General features: G+C 59.9%; 9 protein-coding genes. 2 read left to right on the forward strand and 7 right to left on the reverse strand.

Annotation, left to right across the window (positions count from 1 at the left end):
- Positions 1 to 450 precede the first annotated feature (450 nt).
- Positions 451 to 3,261 carry a toll/interleukin-1 receptor domain-containing protein gene (locus ACQK2G_RS05925; protein ID WP_425404103.1) on the forward strand — a complete coding sequence of 937 codons (2,811 nt, stop codon included), beginning with the start codon at positions 451 to 453 and terminating at the stop codon, positions 3,259 to 3,261.
- Positions 3,262 to 3,274: 13 nt separating this feature from the next.
- Here the strand turns inward: ACQK2G_RS05925 and ACQK2G_RS05930 are convergent, their stop codons facing one another.
- From ACQK2G_RS05930 to ACQK2G_RS05960, 7 genes are all read right to left on the reverse strand, one after another.
- Entirely contained in the window at positions 3,275 to 6,034 is a 2,760-nt protein-coding gene (locus ACQK2G_RS05930) for a hypothetical protein (RefSeq protein WP_425404104.1), read from the reverse strand.
- Positions 6,027 to 6,728 carry a hypothetical protein gene (locus tag ACQK2G_RS05935; protein WP_425404105.1) on the reverse strand — a complete coding sequence of 234 codons (702 nt, stop codon included), beginning with the start codon at positions 6,726 to 6,728 and terminating at the stop codon, positions 6,027 to 6,029. Before ACQK2G_RS05935 ends, ACQK2G_RS05930 begins: the two co-directional genes overlap by 8 nt.
- Positions 6,729 to 6,731: 3 nt before the next feature.
- Positions 6,732 to 7,982, reverse strand: coding sequence for a toll/interleukin-1 receptor domain-containing protein (locus ACQK2G_RS05940; RefSeq protein ID WP_425404106.1), 1,251 nt, complete (start codon positions 7,980 to 7,982; stop codon positions 6,732 to 6,734).
- A 118-nt stretch (positions 7,983 to 8,100) separates the two neighbouring features.
- The gene (locus tag ACQK2G_RS05945) at positions 8,101 to 10,179 is read right to left on the reverse strand and encodes a TIR domain-containing protein (protein ID WP_425404107.1); all 2,079 of its coding nucleotides are present in this window, start codon (positions 10,177 to 10,179) and stop codon (positions 8,101 to 8,103) included.
- A 175-nt stretch (positions 10,180 to 10,354) separates the two neighbouring features.
- On the reverse strand, positions 10,355 to 13,294 hold the full coding sequence (locus ACQK2G_RS05950) for a TIR domain-containing protein (RefSeq protein WP_425404108.1): 2,940 nt from the start codon (positions 13,292 to 13,294) through the stop codon (positions 10,355 to 10,357).
- A 396-nt stretch (positions 13,295 to 13,690) separates the two neighbouring features.
- The gene (locus tag ACQK2G_RS05955) at positions 13,691 to 14,215 is read right to left on the reverse strand and encodes an IS6 family transposase (protein WP_425407618.1); all 525 of its coding nucleotides are present in this window, start codon (positions 14,213 to 14,215) and stop codon (positions 13,691 to 13,693) included.
- Positions 14,216 to 14,248: 33 nt separating this feature from the next.
- Positions 14,249 to 15,348 (reverse strand): IS3 family transposase gene (locus ACQK2G_RS05960; RefSeq protein ID WP_425404068.1). Its coding sequence is split into 2 segments (ribosomal slippage): positions 14,249 to 15,096 and positions 15,096 to 15,348, totalling 1,101 coding nucleotides; the frame shifts between segments, so codons are not numbered across the junction.
- A gap of 318 nt (positions 15,349 to 15,666) precedes the next feature.
- Here ACQK2G_RS05960 and ACQK2G_RS05965 point away from each other — a divergent pair.
- Positions 15,667 to 17,649, forward strand: a complete 1,983-nt coding sequence (locus ACQK2G_RS05965) for a hypothetical protein (RefSeq protein ID WP_425404109.1) — start codon at positions 15,667 to 15,669, stop codon at positions 17,647 to 17,649.
- The last annotated feature ends 10 nt before the right edge of the window (positions 17,650 to 17,659 follow it).

Genomic DNA, 17,659 nt, shown 5'->3' on the forward strand with positions numbered 1-17,659 from the left:
ACTAGAATCAAACGTGTTTTGATGCCGCATTGGTGCAGGTATGACGCAGTGTGTGACATTCCTGCGTACAAAATGAACTCAAGACGAACTGCCGAATAGCCTCTTCTCAGATCATTCAATCGGTAATCAAAAGTGCTCGGTTTCTTTGTCGCCGGCAGAGCGGTTTTGCTAACCATAAATCTGTGCGGAAGGTCGACCTCGCTTGAGGTGGCAGCTTTATTGGTTGCAACAGCATTCCATCTTGACCGTTACGGAATGATCCCCGACTAGCGTCGACGCTGGCAAATCCATGGACCAGTGGCGCAAACTTGATGACCTGGAATTAGAGGTGAAACTCAATGGAATGAGAACGACGCAACTCTATTTTGCTGAAACATAGTGAATGCCATGGGAAAAATAATTTTTGGTGGTATTGTGGTGGCTTGATTGCATTGCTCAGAGGTGGATGCAATGTTTGCTCATGGTGTCGATCACAAATACTCCTTCAAATATAAGGCGTTCATTTCCTATAGCCATGACCCTGACGGTCCCTTTGTTCGCGCGTTTAGAACAAGATTGGAGCGGTTAGGAAAGAAGTGGCACGAGCTGCGTTCCATCCGAGTTTTTCAGGACTTGGACAACCTGCCCTTGAGCAGTGAGACTTGGACACGGATCGAGAAGGCGATGGACAGTTCCGAGTACCTCATTTTTATTGCATCCCCCGAAAGCATAAAGAGCGCTTGGTGCATGCGGGAAATCAACTATTGGGTTGCCACGCGAGGCGTCGAGAATCTTTTAATCGTCGTCACGGGCGGCAAGATCGCTTTTCTTCAAGGCCCGATCGAGATCGACTGGCTGCAGACCAACTGCCTCCCCCTCAAACCGCTCAAGGGCAAGTTGTCCGGAGCGCCTTTGTATCTGGATATGCGTTGGACTAGGGGAAAGACAGTCCCCGAAATCGCCACGGAGTCGGTCTTTGTTGACAATGTGGCTAAACTGAAGTCGACACTGTTGAATGTAGACCTCGATGACCTGCATTCCGAAGAACTTCGCCAACAAAGAGTCTTGAAACTCCTGACCAGGGCCGCGGTGACTGGGCTCGCCGTTCTCTCTCTGGGGCTGATCTGCGCGTCGATCTTCGCGCTCGTGCAATGGCGCACCGCTGCGGAGCGAGCACTCGCCGCGGAGTTGGAGCTCTCGGCTGCAAAGATCGCCACTCAGTCCAATTCACGAGACTTCATGAAAGCCCTTTCCCAGGCGGTGCGTGATGCCAAGCGGGCACGCGACGGACTGGAGCGCATGCCTGCCTCCACGCAAGCGGCTCTATGGACTGCGGTGAACCGCGCGCGTGAAATCAACGCCTGGAATACCGAAGCCCAGTTTGTGGACCTGCTGTGGGATAAAGCCGGACAACGCATTGTCGGTGTTTCGCGCAACTCGGCTATCGTGGGATGGGACACGCAGGGTGCCCAAGATTTCAATACGCCGACCACGGACGATGACGAGGGGCAATTCACCGCAGAGTTTTCGTTCTCCCGCGAGGCGGTTCTGGCCGTAAACGGCGAAAAGATCGTCGTGAGGGATCTGCAAGGAGGCATTCGGAGGGAGATTGACCGGGACAAGATCTTCGAAGTCGAGACGCCAATGAGTTTGATCGACGTGTCGCTCTCCGGCGACCGAGTGTTCTTGCTGGATTCCGGTGGCATGTTGAACGTGTCTACCCTCTCTGGCGATATTGTCGCTCAGCGCAATTTTTACGAAGAATTGTTGTCCAAGGAAGAAAAGGTGGTGCGCCTCGGAACGGTCCAGGGAGGTGCGCGAGCGCTTGTCGCGACATCGGAGGAGAGGGTTCATCTCATTGACGTCGACACTGGCGCTGTCGTAGCGACAGCGACCGGTATCCCAACAGATGCGCAGTGGCGCGTGCATCCCGAAGGGCGGTATTTTCTCTCGGCGGCTGGGACAGAGTTGACCCTCTTTGATCGGGATATGAATGTCGTGGGGACGCACGACCTTGGGAACGACGAAATCGGCTCTTTCGACGTCGATTGGACGTCTGAACTGGTTGGCGTGAGCAACGATCTCACCGGAGCCGTAGAGTTGCTCGATTTTTCCTTCATGCCGTTTTCGCCGCCGCTCTACCCGCACAGCGCAAGTGTCGTTGCCTTTCAGCCGGGTGGGCGGTTGCTGCTAACCGTGGGGTACCTGGATTTTCACGTTCGAATCCACGAACTGACTAATGGGTTCGTGCGGACGATTCTGCCTGCGAACCCGGACGATGAAGGGACAAGCGCCATAGCATATTGTCCCAAGCAGGATCTGATCGTTTGGGGGGGGCAGAACGGCAGCCTGCGTGTGGCCATGGGTGTAAGAACCGAGGCGCCGCAGGAAGTAGTCTTGGTGGAGAATCCGGTAACCAGTTACATCGAGTCCATTGCCTGTTCGGCCGACGGATGGTTCACCGTTTCGCGCAGCGATCCGTCTTATGCTTGGCATGGTCCCGAAGAGCCGCCGGTCGAATTGGCGACCTGGTCCCCTTCCTTTCTTGCAGGTGCGGAGAGGACGGGTGAGCTGGTTGCCGCCACCCAATCGATGGCGCGACTCTACGATACGGCTTCGCCCGGCATGCCGTTCAAGGAATTCTCTTTCCAGGAAGCGACCGACCTTGGCTGGATATGGAGTGTCGCGATCTCAAGAGATGGAACGCGGATTGCGGTTGCAGGAGAGGGGGAGGACTTCAGGAAGGCGAAAGTCGCCCTGTTTGAAACGAGGCCAGAGCCTCATCTGCGCGACGTCTTTGGATTGGGAGGGATGATCCAACCGGAATCGATCGCCTTCTCTGACGACGGTAAACGCTTGGCCGTTGGGGGCTCTTACAACGCGATGGAGACAATTACGATAGCCGATCGTTCCCAGGTTCCTTCCCTCGACGCGCTAAGCCCTTTCGCAAACAGCCTTGTCTACGTGAAGGATGGAATACTCGCCGGAACGAGCCTCTCGAACTACATGAGGATCTGGGGTAGCGAAGGGCAGTTGCTTTCCAAAGACCTCGAATATTTAGCGCATACATACAATGCTTTCGTTGACGCTGGCCCCGGAGGATCGGTGCTTCTCGCGGGTGGCAACGGTGAAGTCTTGGAGATCTCCCTGGACGAGGCCAGCTACCTCGACGTCGCTTGCGCGAGGCTCTTCCACCCATTGCGGTCGGAGATCTATGCCGAATGGGCAGATCTGCAACCGTTCTGTGCGGATCTTGCCGGAAGACAAGGAACCGCAGACTAAGAGAGGGCCGTCGTTAGACGATATCTTCAATATGCAACAGATTGCGCGCAAGGCGCCGGAACCAGTCTTCGACCGGCTTTTGGGAGCATAGTTCGTCATTCTTGCCGTCGTTGAGGAGGGGGGAGGCGAACATGCCTTCGGCGACATGGACGCCAAGTTGCCTGTAGGCTTCGAATTGTTCCTCGTCGAAGAACTGATCGGCGGTGGTCTGATGGGGAAAATCTGGGTTCGCCGCCCGGTAGACCTTGATCAGCTCGCTTTCGTTTCCGGAGACAGAGGATTTGAGGTAGAGGAGAAGGCCCTTATCCCCGACCGGCTTGGAGTCCTTATCCTTCCTCTCCCCCTCATCCTTTCCCTTCGTGTCTCGCGCCTCGGGGGGGTAGTTGACGATGCAGAGGGTCGCATGCGTCTGAACCATCCCGGTCTCGGCATTTGGGCGCATCTCGTCTAGCGATGGCGCAATCTCGATGCCCATGTCGATCTGCGCGTGCCGGACCACCGTCATCAGGGCTTCGAAAGAGCCGCTAGGATCGGCGCTGCCGTCGACCGCCACAATGAACTTGCAGCGCCGCCGCAGCAGTTCGTAGACGCCTGAATTCTCGATATGGCCGCCATCCGACAGGAAGAACCAGCGTTGTTCCTCATCCATCTTCCATCCGAACATTTCCCGGAACATGAGCCCGAATCCGGGGCGATTGAGCAACGGGAACTTTTTTTTCTCTTTCCGCGGTCGCTGGGTCCAGATGCCGAGACGCAGGTTCAGGAAGGCGAGGAGCGATGAGGCGGCGCCGCCGGCCACCAGGGCCATATGCGGGGCCACGGCGGCGCCGGACGTCGCCACCGCAGTGGGAAGGTCTAACGAGTCGTTCGCGGACTCCCAATCCTTTGTTCGCCAATAGCCGGTTGCCGTCGATCCGCAGAAATACTTCGAGAAAATGAAGAAGTCGCTCTTGCGCTCCCGCAACGAGACGGTCCGGCTCGAGGGCAGGTTCACGGTCGCGTTGATGAGGTGATAGGGCGCCATGTCGGTGTCGTTGATACCGCTGAGCTTGATCACGGGGGGCGCCGTTTCGTCCTCCGGCCTGAAATGAATGAAGGTTCTGGCAAGCCGGTCGCGGTACAGGCGGTGAGGCCCTGTCCGGTTTATGTCGACCGTGAATACGGCCAGCAACATGAAAACGACAAAAATGCAAAAGAGCAGAACGTAGCCGGGCGGACAGCCGCTGGGCAGTGGCAGATGGTCCTCGGCAATCTGCGCAAGGCGGGTGACCCAATGGGGCCCGCCGTTGGAAACAACGACAGTGTCGGTTCCATACGCACCGAGCTTGTAGAGGATGAAGAGGAAGGCGATGGCGATTGCGGGAACGGCGATCGCGGCCAGGACGACGGCTGCGCGCATCGCAAGCTTGCGGACAAGCTTGCCACCGAAACCTGGGAATGTGCGGGCCAGGACCGGCAGGGACGCGGACAGGCCTGCGGCCGCGGTCAAGGTGGTGGAGAGCCAATCACCGAAACTGCTGGGATCGGCCCAGACCCTGTATGCCTGGACCAGGAGCGCAGAGCCGGCAAGAAGCGCCGCGAGGAGCCACAGGCCGGCCGCGGCCCGGTTCTGAGTCGAGCCCAGATACCGAAGCGAGACCGCGTAGAAAATGAAACCCGCCAGGGCGGAACCGGCGGCCAGATACCACAGATAGTCGGACAGGGTGGGCCAAACGGAGGAGAGAAAATGCAGCGTCAGCGCCGTCAATGCAATGACGGTGGCAGGAGCCGTCCAGTTCAGGAGCATGCCGCTCAGTATCCCGGCAACCATCCGCCAATAGCCGATCGCGCTGCCCCCGTCCAAATAACGCGCGCGTTGCCGCAACCAGTGGATTGCAGGCGTGTCGGGACCGTTTCTGTTTTTCAGTGCATCGAATTCGGGATTTATGATTCTGCGGGTCAAGAAAGAACCGGTGTATCCGCCTCCCGAGACGGTGGAAAGCACGTCCACGTTAGGCAGTATCCTCTTGTCCGCGAGGGTCTGGCAGACGCCGAGGCAGAAGGACGCCGACCGGATGCCGCCGCCGGAAAGGGCGAGGCCGACGGCGTTGGTGATGACAGTCGCGCTGCGGGTCGATCTTCCCGCCGGGGCGGCATTGCGGTTGCCTTTCCTTGCGTCGCGGGTATCCGCGATCTGCCGGCGTTCGGCCTGGTTGATCGCCTCCCAGGAGACCCGTTCCGCCTCACCCTTTCCAGCGGATTTGGTAAACGTCAGATCGCCGCCGGGAATTCCAAACTCGACATCGGCGAGCAACTCCTTGAGTAGGGTGTCGGTGATCGGCGCTGGCTTCGGGAGCGTTCCTAGCTCGGTGCCGTAAGCCATTAGGTGGAGTTCTTTGGCGAAGGTCACAAGTCTCGGCTGAAGCTTCTTAAAGTCCGTGCGGAACGCTGAGCCGCCGTCACGGGTGTCCAGCAATCCGTCCTCCAGCCCCCGGTGCCAGCGCGCGGTCACCGGCCGGATATCCTCGTTCAGGTAGGTTGAGGCAAGCTCGGCAAATCGCGCGCAACCCGCATTCGCATGCATCGCCTGCCTTGCATGGTTGAAGATTTCGTAGAGGCTCTTCAGCGCGCCCTTCTCGACACCGTGTTGGTAGGGGAGTGGCTGCACGGCAATGCGCGTGCGAAGCTCCGACAACAACTGATGCGCCGCCTCCTTGTCGGCCGCGTTTGGCCCTTCGTCAGCCTCGTTCGGCTTCTTGTCATCGCCGCAGTCCGTGCTCGTATCGTCACTCATGGCGTATCCCCCTCGTTGGGTCATACCGCGTCCATTTCTCCCACGGCTTTACGATGAACAGCTGTAGCAGCAGGTCGTACGGCAGCGGGCGTCCTCTGAGGTCCAGGTCGGATACATGTTCACTCAGCCAGTCGACGCCGAGACCGATCGCCTTGTCCCGCAGATCGCGTCGCAGGTCTGGCGTGAAATCGCTGAAGAAAAGTGTCTCCGAACTTCTCCAGGCGATGTCTCCGAGCTTCGCGGTCCGTGGCGCGGTCATGGCGATGAAGAGATCCACGGAATGAGGCAACACCGCCTCGCTGTCGGAAATCCGCCAAAGATCGTCCGCCTGGAAGGACGCGATCGATTGAAGGAAGAGGAACGCAGGATCCTGTGCGTTATCCGTCTTCCAGGAACTTGTCGGCACCAACGTGCCAAGGCTGGCATGCCTTCGCTCTTCAACCATGCCGGATTTGCCGATGAGCTCGTCTCTCCGTCGCAAATCGATTGGCGGCTCGATATCCGGATGAGCGCCCACCATGGAGCGTTGGATGGCGGCCGCAATGGGGAGAAGGCTCGGTGTGACAAAGACGGTCTGTGCCACCAGAAGCGCCGTTCGTATCACCTCCGTTGCCGCATCGTATAGGCCGGCTGGCGCCGGCCTTTCGACGTCATCCTCCAGGCAAATGCAGACCTTATCGCAACGAGCCGTCATCGGTTATCTCAGGCTGAGAAGATTTATCAGAGACACGCCTTCATTCAGGGTCCTTACCCCGCTCACCGTGCTGATCCAGAGAGTATCCATCTTGTCGTTGGGAAGTTGATATTGGATCGGACCGACCACGACGGGTGTTACATTGGGTGCCAAAGCAGCCGTATCCTTTGCTGCCTGCCGGAAGGCGCCAATCCTCGGCGGCCGCGCCGACATGGCGAGGCCGTATTCGCGGCCGGAAGGGCTGGTGACACGGTGCAGGCCGTTCTGGGAACCCAGGTCCTGGAAGCCCAGGGAGCGATCGGCAATTTCCACGGAAAGCTTGAGTTTCTGCCGGAGAGCTATCTGGCGCTTCGCCGATAGAACATGGAAGTGCTTACGAAATTCGCTGACGATTGTCTCGATATCGGCGGGGTCCAGTTGATCCTTTTCTCCGACGGTTGGTCTTGTATCCTGCAGTTCAATTGTCGGAGATACCGTTAATTTTTCGGAAGATCCCGGCAGCTTCACTTTGACGATGCCCATGCTGTGTGCGCGAGCCGCTGCGACCTCCCCCTGGACCCAGGTGGACAAATGCGTGTCCTTGCCCTCGAGCACGAGGAGAAAGCCTTTCTCGAAAAGCTCCGCATTGATGACGCCAACGAAGTCGTGGCTCGGACTGCCACGAAACCTGTCCAGGAAGACGTTGAAGCGCGCCTCGGCCAAGGCGTGGAATATCTGGGTGGCGATGGCCGCACTGTCCTCGTGACGATAGCTGATGAAGACATTGAGCGCTTCGGTTCCTATCCGCGCCAGGTGGAGGACTTCGGGAAAGGCGGACTCTACCTCACCGGGTTTGTGGAAGTACGCGATATGCTGCTTGTAGGCGGGGGAAGGCGTGGGCCGCTTGCCCTCCTCGATCACGGGCAGAATGGATGCGTTTGCCTGCGCCAGGAAATTCTGCGCGATGCCGGTATCGAAGTCGGCCTTCGCATCTTCGACGACAACTAGGATGTGGTTCTGAAACGAGCTTTGGCGGCAGTAGCCCTTGCAAGCCTGACCTCTCCCACGCTGATTCCAGCACAATCGCTTTTCGACACGGGCGCCTTGAAGGAGCAAGGACCGCCCGATGGCGTGGAAGAGCCAACATGCGTCTGTCTTCGTCGATGCGGCAGCCTTGGACGCATGCGAAACAAGGACTACGGCAGACTCGTCCATGGGAACGTTTCGCAACATGGCGCATGGACCGTTCTCCAGTTGAAGAAGAAGATCGGCCATTTGAACTGCCTTCCAGTCGTTGGGGGAACGGAACCGACGCGATCGGTGTGAAAAGTAAGCGGTATTATGATACGAAGAAAAGTGTGGAATTGGCAACTCACAATACCATAGATGGTATCTAGGTTGCCATAAAACGTTCCCGCAATCCTTCCATGATCAGGGCGATGCCTTCGTCGAGGCTGCGCGTCTCAAGCAGCCGGCGGTTCTTCTCTTCGCTCAGCCCGTTCGTCTCCGAGAGCCCCTCGAGGCCGAATTCCGCAAGCGTGCGGGTCATGGCGGGATAGTTGACTGTCGGCTTTCCGGCTTCCCCGGTGTCCCCTGTGCCGCCGGCGTCGATCTGGGCCAGCGCCTCAAGGGTCTCGCGGTAGAGCGTGGTGTGCTTGAGTTGGTGATCCAGTGTCAGGACATCCGGAGAGCCGCCCAGGATCGCGTTTGCGATGGCGGAACCGGCGCCGCCGAAGCCGCCGAGGATATAGACCGGGACACCCTTTTCGATCGCGAGCATGGCTTCCTCGACCAGGCCCGGCATCAGGCCGAGAAAGTCCAACGGGGCGCCGCCGAGTAGGACGCGGGCGGCCGTCGCCTCATTCATCTTGCGCCGCATGGCGGAAAGACTGAGGCCGACAAGGCAGCGGCCCTCACCGGTCTTGAGGAGGTCGGACAGGCGTTGCTCCTTGCGCGATTCCGCACTGGCAGGCGCCGGAAGGCAGTCCACGGTCAGCGAGGCGCGGCGCGCGGCGAGCCAGGACAAATCCGTACCCGTCCAGAAAGGCCAGGCGGAGAAGTTCCGGAGCGGAGGGAAGTTCTCTTTCCCGACGCGATTGTAGGCGGCAATCATCTCGAACAACGCACCGACAAGGTTCTCTCCCTTGGCGGTGGGGCCACTCAGTTCCAGCGCGCCGCCGTAGACGAGATGCGCGCCGGCCGCGAGGAGATGCTGCGCGAGGGTCCGCGTCGCATCGTTGATGTGGAGGTCGGAGATGCCGATCGGGTACAGGGCCTTTTCCCCGACGGTTCCGACCGAGATCCCTATGGGCGTGTCGCTCAGAAAGCTACCCCAGGCGCCGGACGGCGTGATCAGGGCGGCACAGTGCTTCTGGATGTATTCGGCTTCCTCCGCGCCGACCACCGGGTCCGGGTAGACGAACATCGTTCCGCTGGCGTGATCCGGAAGCATCCCGCCCGACGCGGCGAAAAGGTCATCGTGATCGGGCGCGCGCGGAAGCAGGACGGCGCTTTCGGGGACGACGCCCATCTCTTTCAGTCCGGCAATCTTCTCGACCGTATAGAGGAAACGGAGCGTCTGGAGGGCGACGAATGTGACCGCGTTGGAAATTCCCTCCGGCGCCTCGCCCTCTTGTTTGCCAACGTTCGCGTCGAGCCGGATCGAGGGCAGATTGACGAGGAGAGGGGAGGACCGCGCTTCGGTTCCGCGGAGGGCATCGACCACGACGATCGGTCTGCCGTTGCGTTTGGCAAGCGCCAGTTCCTGGCGGCACCACGGGCTCTGTACGTAACGGTCCGTCCGGACGGCGACAAGGGCGGCGTCGTGGATATTCGCCTCAAGTTCCTTCGAAATTCCGTCTCCCTTCTGGATCGAGACCCTGTCGAAAAACGTTTCGGCGGAAAGGGTCCGGACCGCTGCCGCAAACCGTTCGGCGATCTTCTCGCCGTCATCGTCCCGCTTCGTATGGCTGATGAAGAGCTTGAAGGGCGCTGCACCGCGGGCCTGCATCTCCGGGCGCGCGCGCCCGGCAAGCAGCCTGCAGGTCTGAACGATGACCTGGTCCAGCACAGGCCCTGCCATGTCGTCGGCACCTGAAACGTCGAGACCGAGATCACCCGAGGCGACCAGGCCCTCGCTCAGGCCGACTTCGAACGCAACCATTTCATCGCGATGATCCTGGGCCGGAGATGTGACTTTGTGCTGGATCTGCGACCATTCGGACCGCAGGACGAGTGAAGGCGTCAAAAGGATCACGCGCAACGTCCGCCTGGCATCTTTCGGCAGCGTGTCGAGGCTTCCCCAGGAAAGCGGGTTCGTCAGGAAATAGACCGGAATGCCGATGCCGGGCTTGGCCGGATCGAAGGGGTCCCGGTTCAGGACCTTGTAGATCTGCTGTGCAATCGGGAGGCAGATCTCGTTGTCGACGGCATCCCAGAGCATCTCGATCTGGACCGGTACTTGATACTGCATGCCATTCCTCCGGATCGTGCGCGGATTGCGGTACTCGGGCGACAGTGGGGAGATTGCACCTGCGCCGTGTCGTTTCTCCAGCCGGTCCGGCAGTTCCGTCACGCACGGCTGGAGTTGCGAGGATAACCGATCGCCGCCCGCCCCGCACCCGTTGCGGTCGTCCGGGCTGGGCGATCTACGGCATTCCGTCCGATATACGGCGCCGGATGCTGCCGATGAGGTTTTCGTCATCAAGGCGCCACCGGGCCGGCCCGCCGCCCTTGGAAAGCGGTGTCGCGAGCCATTTTTCGTCGGGACTGAAGATGACGGTTGGCGGGGAGGGTGTCGTATTGCCGGCTTTGGACAGGAGCGTCTGGTGAAGCTCGAAGGTCCGCCCGTCTAGAACGGTGATGACGCCGGAGCCGTCCCGAAGCCCGAGCCAGCGTCCGCTGGGGCTGAACGTGAACGTATCGGCCTGGCCCAGCATGGGATAGGCCCCGATGCGTTCCCAGGTCCCGCATCCGGCCAATCGACAGAAGAGGCGCGCAACAGGACCTCTCGCCCGCCAGATCTGAAGCTCTTGACCAGTCGGCGAGTTCTCGTCGCCGGCAATGCCGAACATGGCAACCGCGAGGGCCGATCCGTCCGGGGCCAGCGCGAGCGCGTCGATTTCCTCGCAAGCCCGGCCGGAGGAGAGCCTCATCGTCAGGGGTTCGGATTCGCGGTCCGCTCCGAAAACGAAGGCCTCGCAGTTTCCGCCGGCTTCGTCGTCTGTCCAGACGTTCCGGTCCGTTGTCGTGGCCTGGATCCGTCCGTCGGGGCTCGATGAACTGGGGAGGCCGGAAGAGGAGGCGCTTTCCCGATACAGGCGCAACGCGGTGGGCAGCGCGAATGCCACCCTGTCGTCGGCCGCGCCGGAAGGGGACTCCAGGTCGCCCTGACCGAGATACTGGAAGTCTTTGGTCCAGACGAAGAACTGCCGTCCGTACACTGTCTCGACGATATGTTCTCCGTCCTCGGTGTAAGATATTCCAGAGGTATAGGATTCCGTGCCGGGCGGTCGATCGAGGGAGTGCAGCAATCGTCCGCTGCGCGCATCGACGACGAAGATGCGGTTTGTGTCGCCCGTGTCGTCGGGACTGGACACGACGATCTGTGTGGCATCCGGGTTGAAGGCCAGGGTCTCGACGGAGCCCGACAATCTCCTGGAGACAAGGCGGGTCGAGAACAGATTGCCACAGGCCGTCAAGTCGTAGGCGCCGACGAAGTCGGAATCTGACTCACCGTGATTGATGCGGCCCGAAACATACAGGCGGTTGCCGTCGGTGCTGAACCGGGCGTCGTCGAAATTCTGTGTCCGGCTTTGCGGGATAGTACAGATTCTCCGGCCGAACCGGGTCTCGTAGATTGTCGCGCCGTCGGTTTCGGCGAAATTGTCTATAAGCGCGATGAGCTTACCGTCCGGGGACCATGAAAGCTGGTCCGGATTCCTGGATCCTTCAAGGGTGAGCGGTGTCTTCTCATGGTCTATTGCATGAATTCTGACGGGGCTGTTCCTGTGACCGACGGCGATCCTCATCGGCGCGGGACCGGGCTCGAACGCCAAGAGCGATAACTGATCGCCGCTGCTGCGCACGTCTCGCACCACCGTCAGGGTTTCACCGTCGACAACGACGAAGCTCTGGTCTGAACTGAAGATGGAGCGATCTTTCCTGAGTGCGTACGCCGTGGCAAACAGCGATCCGTCGTCCGATATCGCGAGCGTATCGCCGAAGGATGGAAAATCCTCTTCGCTGCCAAGCGCCAGTGTCCGACTGTCCTCCAGGGCCGGCCATGTCGCGGAATGGAGTGTGCTGCCGGTGCCGAGCCAGATGAAGTCGCCGGAGTTCCAGTTGAAGGCAAAGGGACGTTCCTGGGTTGCCGACGGTGAAAAGCTCCCGTCCACCCGCCCGGTTGAGAGATCGACGATCAGCGCCATTTCCGACCCTTCGCGCGGGTCCTTGACCGCCACTCTCTCCGAGGCGCGGTCGAATCGGGGGATCCAGCCATCGGCGCTGACGCGGCGCAGGAGAACGTCCAGGTCCGGGTAGGCGATGCGTCCGCGTTCGGACCCGGTCTCCGTGGAAAGGACGAACCCCTCGTCATGGTACCGGCGGACGACGAGGTCGCCGTCTGCCGTGAAGGCGAGAGCCTGGCTCGACATGCCAATGTTGGGCGATCTCGGCGTCTCGCCGAACCAGAGCCGCTGCGGCATCTTTCCGGAGATCTCCTGGAGCGCGCCGCGCGCCGCGGGGCTGGGGAGGTCCCGCATGACATTCAAGGCACGTGCCGCGGCAAGGCGCAGATCGGGCGCATCGCTCTGCAGCAGGGACTGGAGATTGGCGAGATCCCCATTCGCCGCTGCCAGCCGGGACTGTTCCTGCAGGCCGATCCAGTTGACCACGGTGAAGAGCAGCGAAAGACACACGAGGCCGACAAGGACTGCCCCAGTCATGAGGTTCCGCCGGTGCTGCTTCTCCTCGCGCCCCGACATTTCAATCGGAGTCAGATTGCGCAGCTTCGCGGCAACCTGGTTCAGCGCACGCTTGAACTCCGCGTTCCGCAGTGTTTGCGTCGCCGGATCGTTGAAGGGACGCATGTCGACATAGTAGGGAACGCCTACAACGATATCCCTGAGCGTATCCGGGAGAACGGTTGTCCCGGTCCAGTCGATTTCCTTTGTCCGGCTGTCGTAGAGAATGTCGCCATCGGTGAGAACGATGATCAGATTGCCCTGCCGTTCCAGGGAAACGGTCCACTGTAGAAGTTCGTCCTGGATCCACGGCGATTGGGAGGCTTCCGGGGAGGCCAGGTAGATCAGGTTTTCACTGTTTTCCAGTGCGGATGAAATTAACTCGGACAACGGTTGCCCAGGGACAATGTAGTTCTCGTCCCGGAAGATGCGGAGCGGGCGCGACCAGATCGGTTTCGCGTAGCGCTTCAGGGCTTGTTCCAGGTTGCCGGCGAATGAACTGCTGGATACATGCTGATAGGAGATAAAGGCGTGATAGTTCGGGCGCGGCGTTTTATTATCGGCCGGAAATCGGTTCCGAACTGTGGCAGTTAGTCTCGCTAGTATCCGTTCGGTCCAGGGCATAAGGCGGTTTGGCCCTCCAGTTCGGCCTTCTGAAATCGTTAGGATCGAGCCATCTTACCTACACCTTGACATAGAATCATCCTCGACTCATCGCCCTTCCCTGACATCGGAAGAGCGATGTTCGACTGTCGTTTGGGCGGTGGTAGGCTTGGGGCTACTGTGGGCCACGGGGCAGGAGCGCCTCCATTCAACCAATGAACCTCGGATTGACAGCTCTGGCGGTGTCAGACGAATACAACAACGGCACAGCGTATCTTCAGTTAGCGAAATTTATGCAGCAGCAATCTACTGCCATTCAACCAGCGCAGCTTCGCGGTTCTGTTTGTATTCGTCTCTCGGGATCAGATGGCGTTGATGGTTAAAGTGATTATGGATCGAGGCATGCGTTGACGAGAGCTATTGCAGCGTCTTTATACCCCTGAATTTGGCCATTGCCCCTTCTCTTCGTCGGAACGGCTGATGTGAGTTTTCAGCACGGTTGTTCAACCATCGACCACATGTCTGATCATCAGCGTTACCGATCGTATACGTCGCAACTCGATATGAACGAAGCCTGTCTCTGACAATTATCTCCGGCTGACCATAACGCTTCATTGTCCGCTTTAGGAACGTCGAAGCGGCCCTGCGATCCCGGCGTTTCGTGACATATACCTCGAGAACCTCACCCTCATGATCGACAGCGCGCCAAAGGTAATGTCGTTCGCCATTGATCCGTACAAAGACTTCATCCAAGTGCCATCGCCAGCTAGAAAATGAGTGGGTTTGCACTCGGCGTTTCCTTATCTCGGCCGCGAACAATGGGCCGAATCGGTTCCACCAAAACCGAACCGTTTCATGGCAAATGTCGATTCCTCGCTCAAAGAGGATATCCTCGACCTGGCGGAGCGACAGCGGATGTCCTGAGACCCGAGTTCCCTCCAGCTTAGCGCCGAGTCCTTGGGTTGATTTTTGACCTCATGCGGCTTGGTTTTCCAGCACCCATTTGGATGCGTATTCCCTTGGCGTGACGTTGCCGAGTGAGGAATGTGGTCTGTGTCGGTTGTAGTCCTCCTTCCAAGCATTGATGGCGATCCGCGCTTCCCCGAGCTCCGTGAAGAGCGTCTCGTTGAGGCACTCGTCCCGGAACCTGCCGTTGAAGCTTTCCACGAAGGCGTTCTGCTGCGGCTTGCCCGGTGCGATGTAGTGCCATTCCACGCCGGTCTCCTGGCACCATCTCAGCACGGCCATACTGGTCATCTCCGTGCCGTTGTCGGAAACCACGGTCCTGGGCTTGCCGCGTCGGGCGACGACCGCATCCAGCTCCCGCACCAGCCTGGTACCCGACAGCGACGTGTCGGCGATCAGCGCCAGGCACTCGCGGGTATAATCATCGACGACGGCGAGGATGCGGAACCGCCTTCCGTCGGTGAAAGCGTCGCTCAGGAAGTCCAGGCTCCAACGGTCATTCGGCCGGTCGGGCAGCTCCATCGGCCGGCGCGTGCCGAGCGCCCGCTTTCGGCCGCCTCGGCGCCGGACCTGTAGCTTCTCTTCCCGATACAGCCGTCGGAGCTTCTTCTGGTTCATCTCGATCCCCTGACGCTGCAGCATGATGTGGATGCGGCGGTAACCGAACCGGCGGCGTTCCGAGGCAACGGCGCGGATCTTCTCCCGAAGAGGGCCGTCATCGGGGCGGATGCTCCGATAGCGCACACTCGACCGATCGACGGCCAGAACCTTGCACGCCCGACGCTGGCTGACCTCGAAGGCTGCCTGCACATGCAAAACCGCATCGCGCTTCGCACCGGGCGTTACCATTTTTTTGAAGCGACATCCTTCAGGATGGCGTTGTCCAGCATCTGCTCGGCGAGCAACTTCTTCAGACGGCGGTTCTCATCCTCCAAGGCCTTCAGCCGCCGGGCATCGGAAACCTCCATCCCACCGAACTTGGCCTTGTACTTGTAGAACGTCGCCTCCGAGATCCCGTGCCGGCGGCAAACGTCCGCCGTCCGCTCACCCGCCTCCTGCTCCTTCAATATCCCGATGATCTGCTCTTCAGTGAACCTGCTGCGCTTCATGTTCCGTCTCCTTCACGGTGACGGACTCTACTCTAAAATGGAGGAAGTTCAGGGTCTCAGGACACGGATACCGAATGTACATCATCACGGCTAGGCGAATGATTTCGGGGAGGTTTTGAAATAACGGAATGGAGGTTTTGTCATCAAAGGATGCTATCCGGATCCCAGCGACGCCTCAATCGAAGTTCCTCTGACACCACCATCAATTGCATCTTGTTGCGGTATTCATGTAGTATGGTCCGTCGAGTGGGATCCCGGCGCCTTGGTCAGCACCGTCATACATGTCCCGCTTCCGAAAAGCAGGAGGGGAGAGCGCCAATGGACATCGTTCGTCGCTGTACTAGAAGAAAAGCCTTTGTCTTGGTGCTTGTCGGTTCCACAGCCCTTTCAACGACAGGATGCAGCCTAAATCCATATGCGACTTGGACGCCGGAGGAGGTCGCGGCCCGCACCTCTTCGACACGGCCGACCATCGTGGACGCAATGGCTTATGCCCAGACGGTGCGCGCCGCCTATCGGTCGAAGATCCACGATCAAGCGATCCTCGACAACACGGTTTCCACCGGTATCATCACTCTGGCGACCGCGGTGATCGCCCTTGCAGCCTTTCGCGCCGATACGGACGCCATATTAGGTGTCGGTCTGGCCGGCGCTGCGGGATATACCCTCGCGAACCGGTTTTCGAACAATACACAGGAATTGATCTACTTCGCGGGGATGGAGGCACTCGGCTGCGCCACGGCGGCCATCGGGCCCTTGAACTACGATGACGCCGCGAAGATCGCCTTCAACGGCCGCCTCGACGATCTGTCCACAAGCATCGCGGCCGTTCAGAAAGGCATGGCGACTGTACAAAGCCTGATCCCTGCGGCGGAAGCCGCCAGCAACGCCACGGAAGCGATCAGCCAGGCGCGTGCGATGGTGACGCAGGCGCAGGGGGCGGCGGAGACGGCCGACGCGACCTTCCTCAGCGGCACGACATTGCAGCGAAATATCCAGACTGCGGGATACGACCTGACCTCTGCGGTCGATCGGATCTCCCTGGCGGTTGACAAGGCCATCAGCGAGTCCCGCCCGAGACTTGACTCCCTGATCGGCATCATCAGCGAGCTCTCCAGCGCGACGGACATTCTGGCGCCGGGGCTGAATCTTGCCGGCGTGCTCGATGCCCGCATTGCCAAGGACTACGGCGAGAGTGCTAGCCAGTCCAAAATCGAAAAGCTGGATGGGGCCGGCGAGGAGAGGCCGGAGGACTTTTCCGCACGCATAGCGTTGCAGTCTGCGACCGAGGCCTTGTCCGCGGCGATCTTCAACCTGTCGAGCAGCAACCGCCGGGTCGCCGGAGAGGTCAATGCGGTCAACAGCAAGAGGCCGTTGGAGACCTTGCAGGTTTGCGGTGTGGATGTGAGCGAGATTTCCACGGATATCGCGCTGTCGACGAGCGGCATTCAGACGGATTCGAAGATCGACCGGGATATCGACGTCATCGTCTCGGGGGGAACCTCCCCCTATGTGGCCCGGTTCGATGCCCGGCCGACGCCGGGTGTGACTGTCCAATCGCCGATCCCCGGCGACAGGACCGTCACGGTCAGTGTGGAGAAGGGCGCGCCGAGCGGCAGTTATCCGCTCAGGGTTTCCGACGCGGCCAGACACGAGAAGACGATCAGCGTGGTCATCGCGGGAGAGCCGGCCCCTCCTCCCGAGGATGCCGGAGCCGCGCCCTCGCTTCAAAGCTCGCTCGCGAAGGCGAAGGACCTGATAACGGGTCAGACGTTCACGCCGGACAATGCCGTCGCCGGGTCCGTCTATACGGTGGAATCGGCGGAGCTTGACGACAACAACGAAAAGCTCGAGGTCGCCGTGAAGATCGAGCCGGCGCCAGCCGCGCCGCCGAGCAACGACGACCTGATCGCGGGTATCGTGAACATCACCAAAAACGGTGACACGGCTTCGAAGATCCTGAACGCCCATGGTGAAGCGAAAGATCGCATCACGATTGTGTCGACCGGCAGCGTCTCACAATCCGGCGTTGTCAGACTGGGTGCGATCGCGCCGCCGTCCCTCGTCTCGCAACTGACGCCCAATGAAGTCGCGCGACTTCAGATGGCCCTTTGCATGCCGATGGAGGAAGTGGACGGGTTCTGGGGGCCGAAGACGCAGGCCGCCCTGGACGCCGTCCGCGCGACCGACGGCAGTGGAGGAACCGGCGGCGACCTGCTCCAGGTAGAGAAGGATTTCTTTCTGAGCCTTGACCGTACGGCGATCGAGGACGCGTGCAAGGCGTTGGCCGGAACGGAGTAAGGGGCGGAGG

Source organism: Hwanghaeella sp., from assembly GCF_965227365.1.
Lineage (GTDB): Bacteria > Pseudomonadota > Alphaproteobacteria > UBA8366 > Aestuariispiraceae > Hwanghaeella.

Excerpts from the sequence above, each read along its gene's own strand:
- ACQK2G_RS05950 (WP_425404108.1), bottom strand. The coding sequence starts at position 13,294 with ATGCCCTGGACCGAACGGATACTAGCGAGACTAACTGCCACAGTTCGG.
- ACQK2G_RS05935 (WP_425404105.1), bottom strand. The coding sequence starts at position 6,728 with ATGACGGCTCGTTGCGATAAGGTCTGCATTTGCCTGGAGGATGACGTC.
- ACQK2G_RS05925 (WP_425404103.1), top strand. The coding sequence starts at position 451 with ATGTTTGCTCATGGTGTCGATCACAAATACTCCTTCAAATATAAGGCG.
- ACQK2G_RS05945 (WP_425404107.1), bottom strand. The coding sequence starts at position 10,179 with ATGCAGTATCAAGTACCGGTCCAGATCGAGATGCTCTGGGATGCCGTC.
- ACQK2G_RS05965 (WP_425404109.1), top strand. The coding sequence starts at position 15,667 with ATGGACATCGTTCGTCGCTGTACTAGAAGAAAAGCCTTTGTCTTGGTG.
- ACQK2G_RS05940 (WP_425404106.1), bottom strand. The coding sequence starts at position 7,982 with ATGGCCGATCTTCTTCTTCAACTGGAGAACGGTCCATGCGCCATGTTG.
- ACQK2G_RS05930 (WP_425404104.1), bottom strand. The coding sequence starts at position 6,034 with ATGAGTGACGATACGAGCACGGACTGCGGCGATGACAAGAAGCCGAAC.